Raw genomic sequence first — 23,470 nt, 5'->3', positions numbered from 1 at the left:
ATGTATCTCAATTGTCATTCATATCATTCGCTACGCTACGGCACTATTTCTCTCGATAAACTTATCGGGCAGGGTGTTTCTTGCGGCCTAGAATCGATGGCACTTACGGATATCAATACTGTGACAGGAATATATGATTTTATAAGAGCCTGTGATAAAGTGGGGATTAACCCTCTTGTTGGAATAGAATTTCGCTGCAATCATCAATTCCGATATATTGGCTTAGCCAAAAATGCCAGCGGACTTGGGGAAATGAATCGTTTTTTGACGGATCATAATTTCAGCGGAGAACCTTTACCATTGATTGCTCCGGAATTTGATTCGGTTTTTGTGATTTATACTTTAGAAAATGCTCCTGAATTTCTTCGTGAGAATGAATTTATCGGAATTCGTCCGGATGAAGTTTTAAGACTTCTTACTTCGGAACATAAAAACAAAATAGCTAAAATGGTGGTGTTGCAATCAGTAACTTTTAGCAATAAAAAAGAATTTAATCTGCATAAAATTCTGCGAGCGATTGATACGAATATCATTTTATCGAGACTTACAGAAACTGATTATTGTAAAACTTCTGAGAAAATGCTCCCGCCAGAATCGCTTTTACCATTTTATGAAAGTTATCCTGAAATCATTGCCAACACGCAAAGAATAATCGATTCTTGTAATTTTCAATATGATTTTTCAATTAAAAGAAATAAAAAATTCTTTACCGGAAGTCGCGAGAGTGATCTCAAAAAACTAACAGAATTAGCCAAAAAAGGTTTTGAATGGCGTTATGAAAAAGAAGACATAATTGCTCGAAAACGTGTAGAAAAAGAATTAAAAGTTATTGATGAATTACAATTCAGTGGTTATTTTTTAATTACTTGGGACATTGTCAGATACAGCAACAGTCAGGGATTTATGCACATTGGCCGAGGAAGTGGCGCCAATAGTATTATAGCTTATTGTCTCGGAATTACCGATATCTGCCCAATAGAACTGGATCTGTATTTTGAACGTTTTTTAAACTTAAATCGAAAAAGTCCTCCTGATTTTGATATTGATTGGAGTTGGAAAGAACGCAATACCATTTTAGAATATATCTTCGAAAAATATGGAAAAGATCATGTTGCTTTTTGCGGAACCAATGTCGAGTTTAAACACCGTTCTATTTTTAGGGAAGTCGGAAAAGTGTTTGGTCTTCCAAAAGAAGAACTGGATATGCTGGCCAAAAATCCTATGGCATTACACGAAACCAATTCTATCGTAAAACTGGTTCAGGAATATAGTTTGATGATGCATAAATATCCAAATCAGCGTAGTATGCACGCTTGTGGAATTATAATTTCTGAAGAACCAATTACGGATTATACGCCGCTTGAAATGCCGCCAAAAGGATTTCCTATTGTACTTTTCGATATGCATATTGCTGAAGAAATTGGTTTTGATAAATTCGATATTCTGAGCCAACGTGGGATTGGTCATATTGATGACAGCGTTAAACTAATTGAGAAAAACCGAGGAATTAAAGTCAACATTCGCGACACTTCGATTTCTAAAGATGAAGCCGTTTGTAATATTCATTTAGCTCAAGGCAAAACTATTGGCTGTTTTTATATCGAAAGTCCTGCTATGCGTGGATTACTGAGACGTTTAAATTGTGATAATTATAAAATTCTGGTAGCCGCTTCGTCTATTATTCGTCCCGGCGTGGCACAATCCGGAATGATGAAAGAGTACATTTTCCGTCATAATAACCCGGACCAGTTTCAATATTTTCACGAGGTGTTTAAAGAACATCTGGGCGAAACATACGGCATTATGGTGTATCAGGAGGATGTGATCAAAATCGCCCAGCATTATGGGGGACTTCCTGCTCCTGATGGTGATATCCTTCGTCGCGCCATGTCGGGAAAAGGTCGATCTCCGGAGGCTTTACAAAAAGTAAAAGATAATTTCTTTGCTTGTTGTGCCGAGAAAGGACATCCAGAAGGACTTAGTCAGGAAATTTACCGTCAGATTGAATCCTTTGCCGGGTTTTCGTTTTGTAAAGCGCACTCGGCTTCTTATGCTGTCGAAAGTTACCAAAGTTTGTATCTTAAGATTAATTATCCTGTAGAATTCATGACCGCCGTAATCAACAATCAGGGCGGATTTTACAGAACCGAAGTTTATATACATGAAGCGCGTATGTCAGGCGGTACAGTTCTTAATCCGTGTGTAAATAAAAGCGAATATCAAACTACGGTTTACGGAACTGATATTTATTTGGGTTTTATGCATTTGCAGAGTTTAGAATCTAAAACAGCTCATTTGATCGAATCAGATCGGGAGAAAAATGGAGAATTTCTTTCTTTGGAGGATTTTATCCATCGGATTCCAATTGGCATTGAAAGCATGAAAATTTTGATTTTTATAGATGCTTTTCGTTTTACGGGAAAAACCAAAAATCAGCTTTTGGTCGTTGCCAGTTTACTTTTAAACAATTTCAAACCCGAAAACAAAAGTTTGATGCTATTGCAGGAACCGGTCAAAGAATATAAACTTCCAACATTGGAACGTTCTTTATATGAAGATGCTTTTGATGAAATTGAGTTATTAAGTTTCCCGGTTTCATGTACTGTTTTTGATTTGCTTCAAACCAAACATCGCGGTGATATTATGGCAAAAGATTTAGTGGCTCATCATAAAAAACAAGTTCGAATGCTGGCGTATTTAATTTCAAGAAAGCAAGTTCCGACCAAAAAAGGCAATATGTATTTTGGGACCTGGATCGATCATGAAGGTACTTATTTTGATACGGCTCATTTTCTGGATTGTCTGGCACAATTTCCTTTTCAGGGCGGAGGTTGTTATCTCCTTTTAGGAATTGTAGAAGTCGATTATCATTTCCCTACCATTACGATTACCAAAATGGCTAAGATGCCCTTTATTCCTGATCCGCGTTATATGGATGCTAAAGACCAATATAAAACCCAGCGTTTAATAAAGGAAGATGTCAGTCCCACACATCGGGAACCTTATCCGCAAGCACATGAAATTAATTTACCACGACACCGAATGAAATTTCAAAACTAAAAATCGTTGACCATAATTTTTAAACACATAGAAACATAGTTTTAAAATAATAAAAAAGGCGTTTCACTTGTCTAAATACACATAGCTATGTGAGAAAATCATGATTTTATAAAAGGATCTTATATTTAAAAATTAAACCTATGTTTCTATGTGTTAAACATTTAAACGACACAAGAAGAAATTACGTTATATTAAAGAGATGAAAAAGCAAGAATATGCCATAGTAGATATCGAAACCACCGGTGGAAACGCCAGTGGCAGCCGCATTACCGAAATTGCCATTATCATTCATGACGGAGAAAACGTGATTGATCGTTACGAAACCCTTGTGAATCCGGAAAAAGAAATCCCAATTTCGATTTTTGCCTTAACAGGAATTAACAATGAAATGGTGGCTAATGCGCCAATTTTTGATGATATATCAGATAAAGTTTTGGAAATGCTTACTGATCGTGTTTTCGTGGCCCACAATGTCAACTTTGATTATTCATTTGTTCGCCATCAGCTTGAACAAGCCGGTTTTAAATGGACAGCAAGGAAGTTGTGTACCGTTCGCGCAGCACGAAAAATCAGACCGGGGCTGGGATCATATAGTTTAGGGAATCTGTGTAATTCATTGGATATATCTTTAGAAAACAGGCATCGTGCCGGCGGTGATGCAGATGCTACCGCTATATTATTTTCGCGATTACTGGAATGGGATGATGAAGGTCATATCGAAAAAATGATAAAAAATACGTCACAAGATCAGCGTTTACCTCCTAACCTTCCGCCTGAAGATTTTAATAATTTACCTGAAAAACCGGGTGTGTATTATTTTTATAATGAGGTAAAAAAAGTAATTTACGTAGGGAAAGCGATTAACTTAAAAAAACGTGTCGCTTCTCATTTTAGCGGTCATAAGATTAATCCGCAAAGACAGCATTTCTTAAGGGATATCCACTCCATTTCCTTTGAAGTCTGTGGCAACGAATTAATGGCGCTCTTGTTAGAATGCACAGAAATCAAGCACCTTTGGCCCACTTATAATAGAGCGTTAAAACGTTTTGAACCTAAATTTGGATTGTATCAATATGAAGCCCGGAATGGATACAAATATCTGGCAATAGGGAAACTCAATAAATTTCAGTCGTGCATCGAGCATTTCAGCAGTATTCACGAAGGAACAAATATATTGCGAAGTCTGGCAGAGCAATTTGAAATTGATTATAGATTTTGCAAGTATGTAAGACCTGAAGACGGAGAAATATTTCAAAATAAAGATATAACAGATTTGCCTGATGTTTCACTGCACAATGAGCAGGTCGACAATGCGATTGATTTTTTATTAAGTAACAGACCCACTTTTGCGATTATAGAGAAAGGGAGAACATCACAAGAACGAAGCTGCATCTGGATAGAAAACGGTCATTTTTATGGTATGGGATATATTCCTTTAGATGTTGCGATTACAGATCCGTTAGAGGTAAAAAATTATGCTACGCCTTATAAAAGTAATCAATACATTGTGCAGTTAATTTTTGCTTACGCAGAAAAAAACCCGCGTAAAGTATTCTTTAACAAACAGTTTCTGAAATAAGAACATGAATTTATGTAACTATAAAGGCGCAAAAAGCTGTAAATTTAATGATACAACTAATTAAATCTACTATGAAAATAGCTACTTATAACGTAAACGGGGTCAACGGACGCATAAATGTATTATTGAAATGGCTGGAAGAAGCTACTCCGGATATTGTGTGTCTGCAGGAATTAAAAGCACCACAGGACAATTTTCCGCTTAAAGCGATTAATGATGCAGGATACAATGCCATTTGGCACGGACAAAAGCAATGGAATGGCGTGGCAATTCTGGCACGCAATATGGAAATTGAGGAAGTAACACGCGTTCTTCCGGGAGACAACGAGGATCTACAAAGTCGTTATATCGAAGCTTTGATTAACGGGATTGCGGTTGCTTGTCTTTATCTCCCAAACGGAAATCCTGCTCCGGGACCAAAATTAGACTATAAACTAAAATGGTTTGATCGTCTGGCGGATCGTGCAGCAACATTATTGAGTTTAAAAGTTCCGGTAATATTGGTTGGCGATTATAATGTAATGCCAACTGAAATGGATGTTTATAAACCGGAGAAATGGGTAAAAGATGCCCTTTTTCTACCCGAAGTCAGAAAAGCTTTTGCAGCTATTGTAGCGCAAGGATGGACAGATGCAATCCGAACCTTATATCCTAATGAGAAAATTTACACCTTTTGGGATTATTTCAGAAAGGCTTACGAGCGGGATGCCGGTCTTAGAATTGATCATTTTTTGCTTAGTCCGCAACTAGCAAAAAAACTAATTTCCGGAGGGGTTGACCGCCATGTGCGGGGATGGGAAAAAACAAGTGACCATGCTCCGGTATGGATTGAAATTGACACAAAATAACCGAACAATGACACTATTTAGCGATACCGAATTATTTGCCACAGGTCTGGCGGGAAAAAAAGTATTTGACCTGCCGGATGCAGAACTTATTTTGATTGATAATTTCTTCACTAAAGAAGAATCTGATCGCTTTTACGAAAGAATACTACATAAGACTAAATGGAGAGAATATGAAATGGAAATTTATGACAAAACCTATACTGTTCCCCGAATGATTTCCTGGTATGAAGACAAGGATAATCCCGGGGCAGATCAAAACGGACCTGACTGGACTTATGACTTATTGACTATCAGAGGCAGGGTCGAAAAAGAAACACAGCTTGATTTTAATAGTCTTCTCTTAAATTTATACCGAGACGGAAATGATGGCGTTGGCTGGCACAGCGACAAAGAACACAATACAGGACCGAACCCGATTATTGCTTCGGTGACTTTTGGCGAAACCAGAATGTTTAAACTCCGTCATAAATTTAGAAAAGAGATTCCGCAAATAGAGATTCCTTTGCATCACGGATCATTTTTATTAATGGCAGGAACAACCAATAGTTTTTGGCAGCATCATGTACCTAAAACGGCCCGGAATGTATTACCAAGAATCAATTTGACTTTTAGACGAACACAACGAAGTGAATAATTTACAAACACCTTAAAATGAGTTTTTTTTCGCTGTATAACGATGAGGAAATTTCCTCCTCTAAAAGTTAAAATACTCAGTGCATGAACCTTTTATTAGGCAGGACCTTTCTTTTTCACTACTTTTGCAACCTTTTTTTATATATACATTACCACAATGGCTCACTCAAACAATGATTTATTGCGTTTTTTAGACGCACAAAACAAACTTTATCTTACTGCTCTTTCTGAAATCAAAAAAGGAAAAAAAGAAACTCACTGGATGTGGTTCATTTTTCCTCAGATCAAAGGTTTGGGCACGAGTGACACTGCCAATTTTTATGCTATTAACGATTTAAAAGAAGCAACGGAATTCCTCGAACATCCAATTTTAGGAAAACATCTTATCGAAATTTCCGAACTGTTTTTGACTTTTAAAAGAAAATCTGCTGATGGAATTTTAGGGGATTTAGACGCTCGTAAATTACGCTCTTCGATGACATTGTTTTCTTTGACAGAAAATACAAATCCTGTATTCCAGGAAGTTTTAGAAGCTTTTTTCTCCGGAGAATCAGATCCAGTTACTTTGTCTATTATTAATTCATCTATAAAATCTTCTCTTGAAACTGAAATGGTGTAATAAACACTACTAGTTTAATCAGAATTTAAATTAAAAAGACACTACTATTTGCAAAACAAAATGTAGTGTCTTTTTTTTATGCATCTCTTTAAATTGCAAAATTATTAGCCCACAGATTTAACGCATTAAAACATATTGGCACTGATTCTTTTTTAAAAGTTCGTTCAATTAATAATTCAAAGATTTATTAATGTTTCTTATATGGTGAAACCTACACCAGACTTGGTTTACGTAACAATTTTCCATTGGCATTTTCTTTAAACTTTGGAACAAAAACAATCTCTTTTGGCTTTTCAAATTTATCCAGAACATCAAAAAAATCCTGGTCAAATTCCTGTTTTTCTCCTTCAATAACCAGAATTAATTTTTCGCCTAGAGAAGTATCGGGAACTCCTGTGACAAAAAATCTATTATGTATTTTACCAATCAGTTTTGATTCTATCTGCTCCGGAATAAGTTTAACACCTCCACTATTAATTACATTGTCAATTCTGCCCAGAAAAATAAATTGGTTCTCTCTTATTACCTCAACTAAATCATTTGTAATAATAGGTTCTTCAGAAATAGTTGGAACTGTAATTACCAAACAACCGCGTTCATCCTGAACAATTTTAACATTTGGCAAAACTGTAAAAACGTTCTCCCCTACTTTTCTCGCTGCGATATGAGTAATAGTTTCGGTCATGCCGTAGGTCTCATAAACGTCAGTTTTAAGCGGTAAAACTTTTTCTTCCAGTGAAGCATCCATTTTAGCTCCGCCAACAATTAGTTTTTTAACGTTTACTAAAGCATCAATAGAATTTTGAACCTGTAAAGGCACCATTGCAACAAAATCATAAGTCTTTGTATTTAAAGATAATGGTTGTGTACTGGGTTCTGCAATATCTAATTCGAGTCCTAAAATGATAGCACGAACCAACATCATTTTTCCGGCAATAAATTTTACGGGCAAACAAAGTAATGCTTTATCGCCAGGTTCTAATTCAAAAAAATCACCTGTTGCTAAAGCGGACTGAATCATCGCTTGTTTTTCTAATTTTACCAACTTAGGAAGTCCGGTTGTGCCGGAAGTTCTCATTTCTATATAGTCCTTATCATCGAACCAATCGAGTAAAAATTCACCTATTGCCTGTTCATCACCATCACCTTCTTTTATATAATCATAAGCAACACTGCGCAACTGTTCTGCGTTTAAATGAAAACCATCTATTTTAAAATAATTATGAACATTTTTATGTGTTAATTGTGACATGATATTATTGATTTGAAATTTCTACAACATTTATTTTACCTGTTAATTTTTCTTTCCAGTTGTTCCATTTGTACTTCTTACTAAAAATAAAAAGCAAAATAGGGTAAATTACAACAACCGGAAGTATTACATCCAAACCTGCTGATGGTTCAGACATATCTTTAAAAAGAGAATGTGTCTGAAAAACGGACCAATCTGATGTAACTAATAATGCTCCAACTAAATTATTGGCAGCATGAAATCCTAAAGCTAACTCGATTCCTTCATCCATAAGTGTAATAACGCCCAGAAACAATCCGGTTCCTATATAATAAAACATTATAACGTAGCCCATTTTTGCCACTTCGGGATTAAAAACGTGCATGGAACCAAATATTAACGACGTCATCATTAACGGAAACCATCTGTTTTGAGCAAGATTTGCAAATCCCTGCATCAGATAACCTCTAAAAACATATTCTTCGGTACTGGTTTGTATTGGAATTAATATGGATCCCACAACAACTAAAATCAAGAACGGAATCAATTTAAAATTCCAAATAAAATTCTCCGGAGACTTAAAATATAATGCGACAAAACTTAAGATTGAAAAGAAAGACCATAAAAGGAATGAAAAGCCAATACGTTTCCAATCGACTTTACTCCTGGATGTTGTAACCGATAAAAATGTTTGATGGTGCAAATACTTCACAACATAATAAACTCCGGCAAGTGCAAAAGCGAAAGAAACCATAACCAAAAACAAAGTAAGATTCGGTTCAAATATTTTCATTACTGAAGCATTATCAAATGAAAAACCTTTTTTATTATTTAAAGTTTTATACAAAACTGCAACCGAAAAAGGAATTTGTCCAATAAATGAAGCGAGAATAATTAAAACTGATCCTAAAAGATAGAGCCAGAACTTATTGTGAGGTTTAATTCCTTGTTCTAAAAACATAATTATAATAATTTAAAAATGAGAATTCGATTTGATAAGTAAATCTTATTTTTGGTCTTGCTAAAATACCGAAATTTTAGTTTAATTATCTTACAACAGATTAAATATAATAAAATGATACAAATTTACCATAATCCACGTTGCGGAAAATCAAGAAACTGTCTGGCTTTTATTGAGCAAAAAAATGAGGAATTTGAGATTATTCCCTATCTGACAGAAACTCCAAATTTTAAGGAATTAAAAGAATTACTTGAAAAATTAAACCTTCAGCCAATTCAGTTAGTTCGAGTTAAAGAAAAAAATATGGATCGAAAATTACAAAGGAAGAGAACTCACAACCGATCAGGTTATTCAGGCTATGACAGATAACCCTATTTTAATCGAGCGTCCGATTGTTATAAAGGACGGGAAAGCAATTATAGGAAGAGATTTAGATCTCGTCGCCTCTTTTTTAGACTGATTATAAAGAACCAAATTAACATATTTTTGTGATTTCTCTCTTTAAACCAAAAGCTACATTTGCCGTCTAAAGAGTAAATGAAACCAAAAATAAAAATGAAACAAATCAAATTTGCTGTATTACTTGTGTTATTTCTTACAAGTTTTTACAACTATGCACAACAAGGACCACCTGCCGGAAACAAAGTAAAAGTTACCGGAAAAGTTTTAGAAAAAATAAGTAAACAACCGCTTGAGTACGCTACAATTTCGATTACTGCGCCAAATGATACTAAAGTTATTGCCGGCGGAATCACTAATCCAAAAGGTGAATTTGAAGTAGCCGTAGCTCCGGGAACATATGATATAAAGGTTGAATTTATTTCGTTTAAACCAAGTGAAGTAAAAGGAAGAAATATTCAGGGCGACACTAACTTAGGCGTTGTCAATTTATCCGAAGATGCTGCTCAATTGAATGAAGTTGTCATTCGTGCCGAAAAATCGACAGTTGAAATAAAACTGGACAAAAAAGTTTATAATGTGGGTCAGGATATGATGGTAAAAGGCGGAACTGTAAGTGATGTTCTTGACAATGTACCATCAGTTTCTGTTGATACGGAAGGAAATGTAAGTTTAAGAGGAAGTGATAATATCCGAATTTTAATTGATGGAAGACCTTCAAACGCTATAAACGTTGCCGAAGCTTTACGTCAGCTTCCAGCTGATGCAATTGATAAAGTGGAAGTGATCACCAATCCATCTGCGCGTTATGATGCAGAAGGGGGTTCAGGAATCATCAATATTATTCTTAAAAAAGGAAAAAATCAAGGTTTAAACGGAACTTTTATTGCCTCAACAGGGCTTCCTGAAACTTACGGAGTAAGTGCAAACCTGAATTACAAAACTGAAAAGTTTAACTACTTTACAACTGCAGGATATAACTACAGAACAAATGAAGGTAGAGGCTTAACTAATTCTGAATATTTTAATCCGGACGGGACAACTAAAAACTTCTTAGATGAAGATCGTGATACAAAAAGAACTTCAGAAGGATTTAACGGAAGAGCCGGAATTGAATGGACTGTTGCACCAAATACTTTCTGGACAAATGCCATCAATTATCAAAAAAGTTCAGGTGATACAAGAGACTTAATCAATTATAATAATTTTGATGCAGCTCATAATTTTACAGGAACAACCTATCGTTTAAACAACGGAGATACAGGAAGTGAAAACGTAGAATATACCTCGAATTTAATTAAAAACTTCAACGATAAAGGACACAAACTTACTGCTGATTTATCTGTTTCAAGAAATACAGATGACAGTAATAGTTTAATTACAGGAACTGACGATTTCAACAATACGTTAAACAACCAGGTTCAAAAACAAGTTCAGCTTCAGGCTGATTATGTTTTACCATTAGGAAAAGGAAGCCAGTTTGAAGCTGGATATAAAGGTAGTTTTGGTGATTTGAACAATGAATATTATGTTCTTGACAATGAAGGCGCAGCACTTCCAAATTTATCAAATACTCTTGAGTACAAAGAAAATATTAATGCGCTTTATACCTCATATGGTTTTAAGGTAAATAAATTTTCATATCTGTTTGGTTTACGTTGGGAAGACACAAATATTAAGGTAAACCTATTAGATACAAACGATTTCAATACTAAAAAATACAACAACTTGTTTCCAAGTGCGTTCATTAGTTATGAAATTTCAGATCAAAGTAATTTCACGGCAAGTTACAGTAAACGTTTGTCAAGACCAAGAGGACGTTTCATGAACCCGGCGGTAAACTACTCCAGTAATATTAATATTTTTCAGGGAAATCCTGATTTAGATCCATCTTTAACAGACAAATATGATATTGGATTTATTAAACGTTGGGACAAAGTAACGTTCAATACCTCAGCTTATTTTGAAGATACAAAAGACGTTTTCAGTTTTGTGAGATCTCCTACAGGTGAGGAAGTAAACGGAATTCCGGTTATTTTAAGCCGACCAATAAACTTAGGAAAAGAACAAAAATTCGGTTTTGAATTTACCTTAAATTATACTCCGTTAAAATGGTGGAAATTAAACAGTAACTTCAATCTTTACAACGTAAAAACTACCGGAGAAAACAGTTATACAGATGCAAATGGCGAACTTGTAGTTCAAAATCTTGACAATCAGGCAAATTCATGGTTTGCAAGAATCAACTCAAAAGTTACTTTACCATACAAAATTGACTGGCAATTAACGGCAATGTATAATGGGGAGCAAAAAACAGCTCAGGGTAAAAACCTTGGTCAGTTTGGTATGAATACCGCTTTAAGTAAAGATGTTTTAAAAGACAAAGCAACAATTGCATTCAACATTAGTGATGTTTTCAATTCAAGAATCATGAAGTCATATACTTATCTTGAAAACCAAACTTCTTATGGTGAAATGCAATTCCGTAAACGTCAGTTCAATTTATCGTTTACGTATCGATTTAACAAAGCGAAAAGCGAAAGAGATAAAAATGCACCTAAAAATGAAAATGGTGGTGATGGCGGAGGAGAATTTCCTGGATAATCCCAGTTAAATTCCAAAAATAAAAATTCCAAATTCCAATTCTAAGACTTAATAATTAAGTTTTACAATATTGGAATTTGGATTTTTTTTTATTTAAATTTTATTTTTTTTATTGGAATTTGGAATTTAAAAAATTTTGGAATTTATTTATTTTTTAGCATAAAAAAAAGGACTCGTAAAAACGGGTCCTTTTTTTATGAAATCAATTTAATATTTAATTGATTGTTCTTGTCTTTTCTTTGCTCTTTTCTCTTTGAACATTTCCCAGCTTGCTCCCGTTACCCAATAAGATACGAAACCAACTAAGAAAAACATCAACCAAAACCCTATAGTTAGTATGGTCAAGAAAAGTAAAAAACCTAAGTACTGTGAAAATTCAAACATGTTTTCCGGAATTTTTGAATGTAGGCACAAATGTATGTTATATATTTTTCCTTAGCAATAAAATCCAAATCAATTTTCATAAAATCACAATTATCCGTATATTTAAACTCATTTTAAATAAGGTTTTTTTTTCGATTATTATTTAACTGTCTAAATTAGAAGAATATGAGTATTTTCAGGAGCTATTTCCCGCTATCCGTTGCAATCTTTTATGTTTTTAAAGAAAAAACAAAAGGATTTCCACTACTCCCGATAGCTATCGGGACAGGGCTAAATATTCATTTCCAAAAGAAAATCCAAACACTCAAATAAAAAATACGTTTCAATCCGCGTCCCGTTAACCACAATATTTCACAACTCACAGATTACATTTCACAAATTACATATAACTTTTTACATAAAACAAATGAAATACAGAATAGAAAAAGACACCATGGGGGAAGTTCAGGTTCCAGCCGATAAATATTGGGGAGCTCAAACAGAACGTTCAAGAAACAATTTCAAAATTGGACCATCGGCATCCATGCCCGAAGAAATCATTGAAGGTTTTGCTTATCTTAAAAAAGCTGCAGCATACGCTAACGCTGACTTAGGTGTTTTACCTGCTGAAAAAAGAGATGCGATTGCTGCAGTTTGCGATGAAATTCTTGCCGGACAACTAAAAGATGAATTCCCATTGGTGATTTGGCAAACAGGTTCAGGAACACAAAGCAACATGAACGTAAACGAAGTTGTTGCCAATCGCGCGCAAGTTTTAAAAGGTTTCAATATTGGCGAAGGCGAACCGTTTATAAAAGCAAATGACGACGTTAATAAATCACAATCGTCAAACGATACTTTCCCAACGGCAATGCACATTGCAGCATATAAAGTTATAATTGAAACTACTATTCCGGGAGTTGAAAAATTACACGCAACTTTATCAGTAAAAGCAGCCGAATTTAAGGATGTTGTAAAAATTGGACGTACGCATCTTATGGATGCAACGCCACTAACTTTAGGACAGGAAATTTCAGGTTATGCTGCTCAATTATCTTTCGGATTAAAAGCACTAAAAAACACTTTATCGCATTTATCTGAAATTGCTTTAGGCGGAACTGCTGTTGGAACCGGATTAAATACCCCAAAAGGATACGACGTGAAAGTTGCCGAATATATAGCAAAATTCACTAATCTTCCGTTTGTAACTGCCGAAAATAAATTTGAAGCTCTTGCCGCACATGATGCTATTGTAGAAACACACGGAGCATTGAAACAATTGGCTGTTTCCTTAAACAAAATAGCAAATGATATCAGAATGTTAGCTTCAGGACCACGTTCCGGGATTGGAGAAATCCATATTCCTGAAAACGAGCCCGGATCATCAATTATGCCGGGAAAAGTAAACCCAACGCAATGCGAAGCCTTAACAATGGTTTGCGCACAAGTTATAGGAAACGATATGGCAATTGCGGTTGGCGGAATGCAGGGACATTATGAATTGAATGTTTTTAAACCTGTAATGGCAGCAAATTTCCTTCAGTCGGCACGATTATTAGGAGATGCTTGTGTTTCATTTGACGAACATTGCGCTCAGGGAATTGAGCCAAATTACAAACGAATTAAAGAATTAGTAGACAATTCATTAATGTTAGTTACCGCGTTAAACACAAAAATAGGTTACTACAAAGCCGCCGAAATTGCTCAAACCGCTCACAAAAACGGAACCACCCTAAAAGAGGAAGCCGTTCGTTTAGGTTACGTAACTCCGGAAGACTTTGACGCCTGGGTTAAACCTGAGGAGATGGTTTAAATTGAATGGTTAATTATAAATTATAAATGGTTAATTATAAATTGTAAATGGTTAATTATTTAGCAATATCATTATAAAAAAAGAGCTTTCTAAAATCTGGAAAGCTCTTTTTCAATTAACAATTTATAACTAATAATTCATAATTATTTACCATCTACATAATCTTGTAAATAGCTAAATCTTTTGGTTAGTTTTCCGTTTTCTGTGATTTTGGCGCGTTGTAAAATTCCGTCTTTATCTCCATTAAAGAAAGCAGGAATTACGTATTCCATAAATTGATCTCCAAAACCTTCACTGGCGTCTTTTGGAATTTCGCATGGCAAATTATCAACTGCCATTACCACAACAGAAGCCGGATGAAAAACCTCAACTTCTCTATCTTCTAAAGGGAAATAACCATAAATAGGTTCTTCAATTGTTGAAGATCGTAAAGTACAGGCGATGGGTCCTTTTACATCACACGAAATATCTGCAACCACTTTTAATTTGCAATCACCTGCATTCAACATTTCTCTCGACAAAATCATTGGCGCTCCTGTTCCGTAAAAATGCCCTGCAAAATAAATATCTGATACTTTAGTAAACTTTTCAAAATCAGAAACATATTCTTCCGGATGTTGTACAAAATCTATAAAATCTAAGACTTGCCCATCTGTTCGTTTATTGTATTCTAAAACATCTAATTGAACATAAACCGGCTGCGTATAATTTTTGGTTAAATAATTCTCGACCGTAATTTCTTTTATTTTTATCGCGTCCAGAATTTCTTTTGCTCCGCTCCCTACTTTTCCGGTTCCGGTAAGCACAAATTTTAATGCTGGTAAATTAATTCGTTTCAAATGCATGATTAAAGCATCTTTACCGTCAAGAGTTTCTGCTTTGGGCAATTTAAATAATTCAAATTTTATTCCAAAGGCACGAATTCCGTTATAAACACCAACCATTCCGGCATATTTTCCAAAACCAATTAAACGACGGTTCTGATCATCAACAATAGTTTCATGATCGTATAAATCGATGTTTTTTTCCAGGATTGCTTTTAGCAATTTCTGATTATAAGGTTGTTTTTTAATCGTATGCGAAAAAAAGAAATACGCTTTATTGGGAATCAAATTTTCTACAGGAACTTCCTTTACTCCAAATAAAACATCCGAGTTAGAAATATCATCGGTCACGGTAAGTCCAAGACTTTTATATTGAACATCAGAAAAAATCCTGATATCTGAACTTTCTACCTCAACGATGGCATCCTGGTAAGTTTGTTTTAGTTTTACGAGTTCATTTGGTGAAAATACAACACGTCTGTCAGGTGGATTTTTCCTTTCTTTTATAATTCCAAATTTCATTTATATCAGATTAAAAATAATTATTAATATAACTTTTACAACTCTATTTGTTTCAAATATAACAAATTTAGTTAAAGTTTTGTTGTTAAAATACATTTTAGAATACTTTAAAACTGTTAAAAGCTGACAAACAATCAACTAATTAAACAATGTCTTAAATTTTTGTTAAATCAAGCTTTTAAATTATTAAAAAAAGACAAAACATAAATATTGAATTCTATATATTTGTTTTAAAGAATGATGAAAATGAGCCTCCTTAAAAAAACAAATATACCACAAATACTTTTCTCACTACTAGTTTTAAGCTCTTGTGGTCAAGACAAAAAAATAAAAAATGATACTATCGCTGAAGTCGAAGATACTTTACCTAAAATGAAACCATTAGGTCCCGAAGCAAAAGTTTCACAAGCCTACATAAATTCAGTAACAGGAAGAATAAATCATTTTTATGTAAAAAACTGGCCTAACAATACTATGAACGGAAGTTTTTTAGTGGCAAAAAACGGTCAGATTATTTTTGAGCGATACAATGGTTTTGCGAATAAAAACGAAGGAACTAAAATTACGGCAGAAACTCCTGTTCAAATTGCTTCGGTCAGCAAAGTTTTGACAGCAACAGCAGTTTTAAAATTGGTAAATGCGGGTAAAATTGATTTAGATCAAAAAGTAAATACAATCTTAAAAACATTTCCGTATGAAGATTGCACTATCAGAATGCTTTTAAGCCACCGCAGTGGAATGCGGAATTATGCTTATTTTACGGATCACGATAAAACTGTTTGGGACAGACATAATCAACTCACGAATAAAGATATTTTAGAAATTCTTGCTACGAAAGATGTTGGTCTGGAAGCAAAAACAGGAACGCGTTTTAGTTATTGCAATACAAATTATGCAATGCTTGCGCTGATTATTGAAAAAATTACCGGTCTAAAGTATAAGGAAGCAATGTCTGAAATGATTTTCAAACCACTTGGAATGACACATACTTATGTTTTTGATGATGATAAGGACAGAAAAAAGATTGTTCCTTCATACAAAGGCAGTGGTGTAGAAATTGGTTTTGATTATCTGGATAATGTTTATGGTGATAAAAACGTATTTTCGACTGTAAGAGATCTTTTAAAATTTGACAGAGCCAGAAATGCACCGGGCTTTTTGAAACCTGAATTATTAAAACAAGTTTATACTGGTTATAGTAATGAAAGAAAAGGTACAAAAAATTACGGTCTTGGTATTAGAATGATCAATTGGGATTCTGGTCAGAATTATTATTTCCATAACGGTTGGTGGCATGGTAATACCTCATCTTATATTCCGTTGCAAAAAGAAAATGTTACCATTATTGCTTTATCAAATAAAATGACAACAAAAACGTATGCGGTTCGTAAACTGGCTCCTATTTTTGGCGATTATCCGTTTAAATTCAAGGATGAAGAATAATATTATTTTTCTGAAAATTTTATTACAAACATAAGTTCAAATAGTATAAATTTGCAAACTCATTTTTGGGGTCGACTGGTTTTGACAGCAAGTCGAATTGGAAAGTAAGCACGTCGAGCATTGAGACCTTGCTCGTAAATATAAGATCTTACAATTTTACACGGCGAAAATAACTACGCTTTAGCTGCATAATCTGAATTATAGTAAGATTAGCCACGTCCCTATCAGATAGGGAAGCTGGATTCTCCTTGAAAGCCTTGGTTTGTGGCGGTCAGTCCAGGAGAACCGTAAAAATAAACCTAGATTTCCATGAGCTTCGGGTGGATATCGAAATTAAGAAGATAAGTGTTGAGTGGTTGTTCCTGACCTAGCTCAATAACGAAAATCCAATCAGGAAATAAACGTGTAGAAAGCTCTTTAGTTGCTTGTTTGGACCCGAGTTCGATTCTCGGCGACTCCACAAAAAGGGATGATTGAAAAATCATCCCTTTTTTTTCGTTTTAATAACGAAGCTTTCAATTTTTCTATCTTCAAATTACCAGACATTCTGGTACGATTACTCCAAGTCTTTTACATTCTTCTCTTTATAATAATTACCGATCGCAGTGATAAAGTCACAGGAAACCATCAAGTTTTTAATCCTGAACTTTGGAGTTCAATGTAATTCTCTGATATATATTGGCGGACTGTTTTTTTACCAGTAAGATCTGTTCTCCCATAAAGATTCATTTCAGATCGTTTTTTTAGGACAAGACATCATCGATATCGAGAACTATGGTAAGTATAAGTACTCTTTATACTCTATTTTATTATTGCTGTTTTTATAAAAAATGTAATGATTTTCACCACCTTGAAAAATCATATCTATTTTTAATGTATCCCTTAATATCCAATTATAAATAATCTTCGCATCATTAGACTCTTGTTTAAAATTTTTCTGTGGTAATTTTTCCACTAAATCTTTTTTCAGGTAATCCGGTGATTCATTATAAAATATTTCATATGCCTTATTAAAAGTGCTTTCATTACATACACATGTTTTGTTTAAAGGATCATCGTATATGGATATTCCATTATCGTTTTCCTGGCATTTAAAAAGGAGTTGTTGATGCTTTTCATTTTTTTTAACAAACTGCATATATTTTCCAGAATACCAAACTACTAAATTATCTCCAAAAACGTATATTTTATTAAACGGAGGAGAGCACTTTGTGGTAATTGTTCCTCTGAATGTGTTTAACTCAATCTTAAATAAATCATAGATTTTTTTATGTAAAATTTTCATTTCATCTTTCAGTGTGTGATTATAAAAATGTCCCTCTACATAATATTCTAAGTTATGTATGGTATCAATTTCAAAATATGTATCGCAATTTTCATCACCTAAGATAAACTCACCATTTAATAATTCGAAATTATTAATTTGATGATTTTCAGAACTTGTATTTGATGATTTTTTAAGTTCCCATTTCCCTTTGTAATTTGATAAATTAAGGCGTTTGACCTTACCTTCATTATTTAAAAGATAGTTTACTTTGGTACTGTCATCTTGCTTTATAGTTAAAGTTTTACTATCATTATCCTGATGTTTACAGCTTACTAATCCAAGTAAAACTAGTAGTGAAATCTTTAATTTTTTAATCATTTTTTTTAATTTAAACGAAAATACATTTTTTTAAAATTACTAGTGCACTGAATCGTAAATTCCTTTTGAAAACATATCTCTTTCCTGTTTTCTTCTCTTAACATTTTGAGAACCAGTTTCTATCTCAGAAACAGCGGAAGCATAATTATTAGAATTAATATATTGTATTAAATTAGGAGCTTTAAATGCCGGACCTATATTATAAACATAACTAACCAAAGCATCGAATTCATACTGATAAAGAGGCATTTTTATTTTGTTTCTAACTGCTTTTTCAAAAATTAAAATATCTTTCTCAAATAATTTACTAGCCTCATTCTCAGAAACTCCATTTTTAAATTTATCTTCAGAAGCGCTGCCATCACATTTACCGTCATGTATTTTATGTCCATAACCAATTGTACAATTTCCTTCACTGTTATTATCTCCATCATTGTCATACATCTTCTTTTTAAACGATTCCCAATCTTTTATAAATTGTTTACCTTTATCACTTAGCCTTAGAGATTTTATTTCCCTTCTATCTCCTTTATTTATTTCAAATGTATTTTTATATCCTTCTAATAAAATATCAATTGAATCCAATAAGTCATCTCTGCGTTGAAAAGGTGAACCATTAAATTTATCTGTAAGCGGACTATTCAAATTTTCTCCCTTTTCAGCAGAAAAAATTTCAAAATGTAACATATATATATTTTGCCCTGTTATAACTGATTTTCCTTGTAATTTTCCTGTTTTTCCAATTACGCTTTCCTGCTTGATTATATCACCTTTTTTAACTTTAATACTATTTGGTTTTAATTCACCATATCTAGCAATAAATTTTCTTCCATCTTTCAATTTATGTAAAACTGTTACTTGATATGTTCCTGCATAAAAATCTCTAGCTTCCAGTACTTTCCCATCTGCAATAGCGACAACTTTAGTATTAGGTTCCGTATACAAATCTCTTGCCGCATGTTTTCTGTTCCCACTATCCCTATTAGAATCAAAGGTTGCTTGATTATGTCCATCATCATCTGTCCAATTATAGTTTTTACCCCACTTGGAATTAGTATCATTAATTGGTTTTTCTAGTAATGGAAAGATAATTTCCATATTCTTTTTGGGTTTAATAATAGCACCCACAACAGCATTCAACCCATTCTCCAAATAAAATTTAGATTCTACACCTTCTATTTCTACATAATACGAATCCGTCATTCCAAATAACGGAGTTATTGGACGCCATTTTTTGTCTAGAACAAATGTAATAGAAGCTTCTCCTTCGCTCTTAACAATAGTTTTCATTTTCAGTTGTGAGTGTTGAGCATCTCTTCTTCGAACTTTTAATACCACTTCGCTTCCTACCATGTTTAAGGTTTTAATTATTCCTTTTACGGTCGCTCCATAAGGTACCTGAATGAATGGATTCACACGAATTCCATCATACTCAAAATAAACATCAAGAATTTTGACATCAGTTGTAACAGATAAAACACTATCAGACTCGTAATTAGCTGGTGTTTTAAATAGATATGGCTTCCCATTTTGAATGCCTAATACTTTGAATCCAATTTTAGCATTTTTTCTATTTTGGAATCCAATATGTTTCCTGAAATCAGAATCAAATTTTATTTCCTTAAAAATCTCACCATTTTCATTGGTTATTACATCACAATAATAATTTGTTTTTATTGTATTTAAATAGAAATATATCCTAACAGTCTGATTACCATAATAAGGAATATTTGCTTTTATCCAATTGCTTTCCCCTGAAAAACCAGATTCTTGTTTTTTACTTCCGCCACTGAAAGTCCAGTAAGCTTCGGTTAATTGTGGTTGCTTTACTTCCAATTTAAAAACAGACTTCGCTTTGCTGCCTTTTTGAATGTCGCTGTAAGCTTCTACAATATAATGCCCCACTTTTTGTGGAATCGGCACATTATAATGACTCCATTGGTGGAGGTATACTTTTTCAGGATCATTATTTTTAGTCATAATTACAGATCCAGGAGAAAGATAGGGTTTATTATTAGCATCATAAATCATCCATTTCACATCTTCTTTTTCTGCATCTGTAGCAGGATTTATTTTAAAACTTTTAGCCTCTAACGTGATCGTTTTGCTTAGATCTCCCAATAAAAACACGTTATTGTTTGATGTTTTTTCGGCTTGAACAATACTCGTGACTTCATTTTTAATTACTGAAATTACAGATTCCTGTGTTAATACATATTGATCTTTACTAAATACTTTAATTTTATATTCACCTAAATCAGGCATTGTAAGTTTGATAATCCCTGTTGGGTCTAATTCTTGTTCCTCTGAAATTTTGGTTGCTCTATTGGCAGTCTTGTTTTCTAACTGATAGTAAAGTTTTAACGGATTTAATGTTTTTACTTTAGTGTTTTTCAGGGCTACTTTAAACAATTGCTCTTTTAAAGAAGCTCGTGTGACACCTTCTTTAAATGGAGATTTAATTACAATTTGCTGGGCAATTATTTCTAATTCTACAAAAGTAGATGTCGATGCACTTTTATTACCATTTATTGTAGGTTTGTAGCCAAAGGCATCAATTCTATAAACGCCAGCTGTATCAAAATTGTAATTAAATGAAGTTCCTTCGTTTTCAAAAACAATTCCTTTGTCGTTTTTGTTTTTAATATTACGGACAATCCAATTGATATTTTCCTTTTTATAAAGGTTTTGGTTTACAAATTTTTCATCAAGGAAAAACTCCAGACTTTCTCCAATAATAAATGACTTCGCAACAGTATTTTTAATTTTTAGCGCACCCTTATCTACGGCACTTCCTCGAATATCGTCATTACTTATTTCCCTCAGGAATACATAAACATCCTCTTTTCCTATCGAAGCATATAGTTTGTCTGCACTTAAATTTGGGTATATTTTAGTTTTAGTGGTTATTGTGATTGTATTTGGTAACTCATCTAATCCATGTACTTCTTTCAGCAATAAAAATAGCTCATCATATTGCTCAAAAAGGTTAGCAATATTCGTTGTATCGTCGCTTAATTGTTTTTTAATTATTTTCCAACGTTCTTTATTTACAGAAGAAATTTGGTCATTGAGTATGTTTGCATCAATTGACTCAATCATTTTTTTACGCACAACTTCCCAATTAAAATTTTGGGTCTCAGCTGAGGGATTTGATTGTTTAAGCGTAGCATACATTTGTGTAAATAATATATTATCTGGTTTATCATTAAAATCCTTAGCTGTTGCTCCTTCATCAAAAGCCTTTGAAATACTTGTCCAATACTCAATTCCAATACTATCATTTGCTTTTCTAGCAATATCTAATTCCTTTTTGATTGCTGCTTTAATAATTTCCAGAGTTGGTTCAACACTGTTTTGTTGAAATGTTTGAGGAATCGTGATAGTTTGCTGTGATGCAACACTCCCATAAGTTTGAGCCGTTGTGCCCCGACTAAAATTCAGTGTATTGTTTTCTACTCCTAAATTCGAAGGAGTAATACTGGCGAATGCAGAAGAACTGGTTGTTGTCTTTCCAATTATATCAGTAATGCCTCCTTCGATCAGGGCACTTGAATTTAAGTTGTTATAATTAATAGTTTTTCCCTCTGAATCCGAAGAAGTATTGCTGATCAATTTGATTGTTTTATCATTGGTATTGATAGCGCCTTCTCCGGATAAGGAATTAAAATTATTTGCAAAAAGAGCAGCATTTTGATTTTTTTGCTCCTGCCACATTTGTACGATATCTTTTTGCTCACTCATTTCTTTTGAGACTTTAGCTAACTCTTTTATAATTGTTTTAGTTAAGTCTTCTGAGCTTTTTATATCAGCAGTATTTTTTATTGAAAGATTAAAATTGTGAATTGAATTTTTACTCATCGCTAGTTGTTTTTCTGAGTGTAAAAGTACTATCAAAATTTGCGTTTTCTAAATTTAAAACTGCTTGTATTCAGTAGTTTCAGTAAGTTTTCATTCTGCTGAAACTACTGAATTCACAGGGCTTTTTTTTGTTCTTTTTCTATTCTTCCAACTTACTTTTACACTCTCAAAAAAGTAAAAATTATGCAATCTTAATTTGCAAATACTGCTGGTATTTAAAAAAAAAACAATCACCACTTTATATTAATCACACTAAAACAATAGCCATTATGGATAATTTATCTTCAAAAGGCATAAGAAAAATGCCTAAAATTCCTGACAAGACATTCTCCTATTTTGGATCAACCAATAGAAAAATCCAATTGAGGGAATTCATTAAATCAATAATTTAATTATACAATTTAAAAGCAGAAAAAAATGTCTATACAAAAATTAAACACTATAAAACAATGGTTTAGAACCGGATTAAAACCAACAGAAAGTCAATTTTGGGATACTTGGGATTCTTTCAGACATAAATATGACAAAATTCCCGTAAAAGATATAGAAGGGATTGATAATCTATTAGAAGGAGATAAAATTATTCCGTCTGGACAATTTTTAATCTTTAAAGTTAGTCCAAATACAGCTGATGAATTAGAAATTGGTGATAGTGTAATTGGATATTGTGAAGGTAATTTCCTGAGCGAAGCAACGTATTATGGCGGAGATACAAGTTTGATGAGCAGTTTTACTAACTCTAAAAATACTGTAGGGAAAATTATTTCATTCAAAGCTAACACTCAATATTACGGTGATGTTATTACTTATCAACTTAATCCTGAAGTATTACAAAGATCTTATAGCTGCGGTGCATATAACGGAATTTTTATCCTGTATAAAAGACCCGGAGAGCTCGATTTTTCAAGTTCATGGCCTAATGGCTCATATCCGGAACTATGGGTATCATGGTTGGAATTAACTCCAGGTACTATTATTAAATTAACAGATACTCTGGGTGATTTAGACGATTCTATAGAATTTATAATACCAAACGAAAAAATAAAATAAATATTAAAAAGCAAA

Annotated in this window: 14 protein-coding genes, 1 other RNA gene and 1 pseudogene; 11 read left to right on the top strand and 5 right to left on the bottom strand. The window is 33.4% G+C overall.

The window, feature by feature from the left end; genetic code table 11:
- From ACHRVX_RS13135 to ACHRVX_RS13115, 5 genes are all read left to right on the top strand, one after another.
- On the top strand, positions 1–3,060 hold the full coding sequence (locus ACHRVX_RS13135; protein WP_395332852.1) for a DNA polymerase III subunit alpha: 3,060 nt from the start codon (positions 1–3) through the stop codon (positions 3,058–3,060).
- A gap of 199 nt (positions 3,061–3,259) precedes the next feature.
- Positions 3,260–4,639, top strand: a complete 1,380-nt coding sequence (locus ACHRVX_RS13130) for an exonuclease domain-containing protein (RefSeq protein ID WP_395332850.1) — start codon at positions 3,260–3,262, stop codon at positions 4,637–4,639.
- A 47-nt stretch (positions 4,640–4,686) separates the two neighbouring features.
- The gene (xth, locus tag ACHRVX_RS13125) at positions 4,687–5,487 is read left to right on the top strand and encodes an exodeoxyribonuclease III (protein WP_395332848.1); all 801 of its coding nucleotides are present in this window, start codon (positions 4,687–4,689) and stop codon (positions 5,485–5,487) included.
- A 7-nt stretch (positions 5,488–5,494) separates the two neighbouring features.
- The gene (locus ACHRVX_RS13120; RefSeq protein ID WP_395332846.1) at positions 5,495–6,121 is read left to right on the top strand and encodes an alpha-ketoglutarate-dependent dioxygenase AlkB family protein; all 627 of its coding nucleotides are present in this window, start codon (positions 5,495–5,497) and stop codon (positions 6,119–6,121) included.
- A 156-nt stretch (positions 6,122–6,277) separates the two neighbouring features.
- On the top strand, positions 6,278–6,739 hold the full coding sequence (locus tag ACHRVX_RS13115) for a DUF1810 domain-containing protein (protein WP_395332844.1): 462 nt from the start codon (positions 6,278–6,280) through the stop codon (positions 6,737–6,739).
- Between the two features lie 211 nt (positions 6,740–6,950).
- Here the strand turns inward: ACHRVX_RS13115 and ACHRVX_RS13110 are convergent, their stop codons facing one another.
- Positions 6,951–7,991, bottom strand: coding sequence for an AMP-binding protein (locus tag ACHRVX_RS13110; RefSeq protein WP_395332842.1), 1,041 nt, complete (start codon positions 7,989–7,991; stop codon positions 6,951–6,953).
- Positions 7,992–7,995: 4 nt separating this feature from the next.
- Positions 7,996–8,931: a lysostaphin resistance A-like protein gene (locus ACHRVX_RS13105; protein ID WP_395332840.1), complete on the bottom strand. Its 936-nt coding sequence runs from the start codon at positions 8,929–8,931 to the stop codon at positions 7,996–7,998.
- A gap of 114 nt (positions 8,932–9,045) precedes the next feature.
- Here ACHRVX_RS13105 and ACHRVX_RS13100 point away from each other — a divergent pair.
- From ACHRVX_RS13100 to fumC, 3 genes and pseudogenes are all read left to right on the top strand, one after another.
- A pseudogene (locus tag ACHRVX_RS13100) lies at positions 9,046–9,391 on the top strand (ArsC/Spx/MgsR family protein).
- A gap of 95 nt (positions 9,392–9,486) precedes the next feature.
- The gene (locus tag ACHRVX_RS13095; RefSeq protein WP_395332838.1) at positions 9,487–11,934 is read left to right on the top strand and encodes a TonB-dependent receptor domain-containing protein; all 2,448 of its coding nucleotides are present in this window, start codon (positions 9,487–9,489) and stop codon (positions 11,932–11,934) included.
- A 790-nt stretch (positions 11,935–12,724) separates the two neighbouring features.
- Positions 12,725–14,110, top strand: coding sequence for a class II fumarate hydratase (gene fumC, locus ACHRVX_RS13090; protein WP_395332836.1), 1,386 nt, complete (start codon positions 12,725–12,727; stop codon positions 14,108–14,110).
- Between the two features lie 143 nt (positions 14,111–14,253).
- Here fumC and ACHRVX_RS13085 read toward each other — a convergent pair whose 3' ends face one another.
- The gene (locus ACHRVX_RS13085; protein ID WP_395332834.1) at positions 14,254–15,456 is read right to left on the bottom strand and encodes an NAD(P)-dependent oxidoreductase; all 1,203 of its coding nucleotides are present in this window, start codon (positions 15,454–15,456) and stop codon (positions 14,254–14,256) included.
- Positions 15,457–15,696: 240 nt separating this feature from the next.
- On the opposite strand from ACHRVX_RS13085, the gene ACHRVX_RS13080 reads away from it, so the two are divergent.
- On the top strand, positions 15,697–16,899 hold the full coding sequence (locus ACHRVX_RS13080) for a serine hydrolase domain-containing protein (RefSeq protein ID WP_395332902.1): 1,203 nt from the start codon (positions 15,697–15,699) through the stop codon (positions 16,897–16,899).
- Positions 16,900–16,966: 67 nt separating this feature from the next.
- Positions 16,967–17,362: a transfer-messenger RNA gene (gene ssrA, locus ACHRVX_RS13075) on the top strand.
- Positions 17,363–17,671: 309 nt separating this feature from the next.
- Here ssrA and ACHRVX_RS13070 read toward each other — a convergent pair.
- A complete protein-coding gene (locus tag ACHRVX_RS13070; RefSeq protein ID WP_395332832.1) occupies positions 17,672–18,544 on the bottom strand; it encodes a hypothetical protein in 873 nt (290 codons plus the stop codon).
- Positions 18,545–18,583: 39 nt separating this feature from the next.
- Positions 18,584–22,405, bottom strand: coding sequence for a glycoside hydrolase family protein (locus ACHRVX_RS13065; RefSeq protein WP_395332830.1), 3,822 nt, complete (start codon positions 22,403–22,405; stop codon positions 18,584–18,586).
- Positions 22,406–22,822: 417 nt separating this feature from the next.
- Here ACHRVX_RS13065 and ACHRVX_RS13060 point away from each other — a divergent pair, with 417 nt between their 5' ends.
- Entirely contained in the window at positions 22,823–23,455 is a 633-nt protein-coding gene (locus ACHRVX_RS13060; protein ID WP_395332828.1) for a hypothetical protein, read from the top strand.
- The last annotated feature ends 15 nt before the right edge of the window (positions 23,456–23,470 follow it).

It is taken from the genome of Flavobacterium sp. FlaQc-47 (assembly GCF_044006475.1).
Classification (GTDB): Bacteria; Bacteroidota; Bacteroidia; order Flavobacteriales; family Flavobacteriaceae; genus Flavobacterium.
This window is presented reverse-complemented; position numbering and strand designations above follow the sequence as displayed.

Excerpts from the sequence above, each read along its gene's own strand:
- ACHRVX_RS13135 (WP_395332852.1), top strand. The coding sequence starts at position 1 with ATGTATCTCAATTGTCATTCATATCATTCGCTACGCTACGGCACTATT.
- ACHRVX_RS13130 (WP_395332850.1), top strand. The coding sequence starts at position 3,260 with ATGAAAAAGCAAGAATATGCCATAGTAGATATCGAAACCACCGGTGGA.
- xth (WP_395332848.1), top strand. The coding sequence starts at position 4,687 with ATGATACAACTAATTAAATCTACTATGAAAATAGCTACTTATAACGTA.
- ACHRVX_RS13120 (WP_395332846.1), top strand. The coding sequence starts at position 5,495 with ATGACACTATTTAGCGATACCGAATTATTTGCCACAGGTCTGGCGGGA.
- ACHRVX_RS13115 (WP_395332844.1), top strand. The coding sequence starts at position 6,278 with ATGGCTCACTCAAACAATGATTTATTGCGTTTTTTAGACGCACAAAAC.
- ACHRVX_RS13110 (WP_395332842.1), bottom strand. The coding sequence starts at position 7,991 with ATGTCACAATTAACACATAAAAATGTTCATAATTATTTTAAAATAGAT.
- ACHRVX_RS13105 (WP_395332840.1), bottom strand. The coding sequence starts at position 8,931 with ATGTTTTTAGAACAAGGAATTAAACCTCACAATAAGTTCTGGCTCTAT.
- ACHRVX_RS13095 (WP_395332838.1), top strand. The coding sequence starts at position 9,487 with ATGAAACAAATCAAATTTGCTGTATTACTTGTGTTATTTCTTACAAGT.
- fumC (WP_395332836.1), top strand. The coding sequence starts at position 12,725 with ATGAAATACAGAATAGAAAAAGACACCATGGGGGAAGTTCAGGTTCCA.
- ACHRVX_RS13085 (WP_395332834.1), bottom strand. The coding sequence starts at position 15,456 with ATGAAATTTGGAATTATAAAAGAAAGGAAAAATCCACCTGACAGACGT.
- ACHRVX_RS13080 (WP_395332902.1), top strand. The coding sequence starts at position 15,697 with ATGAAAATGAGCCTCCTTAAAAAAACAAATATACCACAAATACTTTTC.
- ACHRVX_RS13070 (WP_395332832.1), bottom strand. The coding sequence starts at position 18,544 with ATGATTAAAAAATTAAAGATTTCACTACTAGTTTTACTTGGATTAGTA.
- ACHRVX_RS13065 (WP_395332830.1), bottom strand. The coding sequence starts at position 22,405 with ATGAGTAAAAATTCAATTCACAATTTTAATCTTTCAATAAAAAATACT.
- ACHRVX_RS13060 (WP_395332828.1), top strand. The coding sequence starts at position 22,823 with ATGTCTATACAAAAATTAAACACTATAAAACAATGGTTTAGAACCGGA.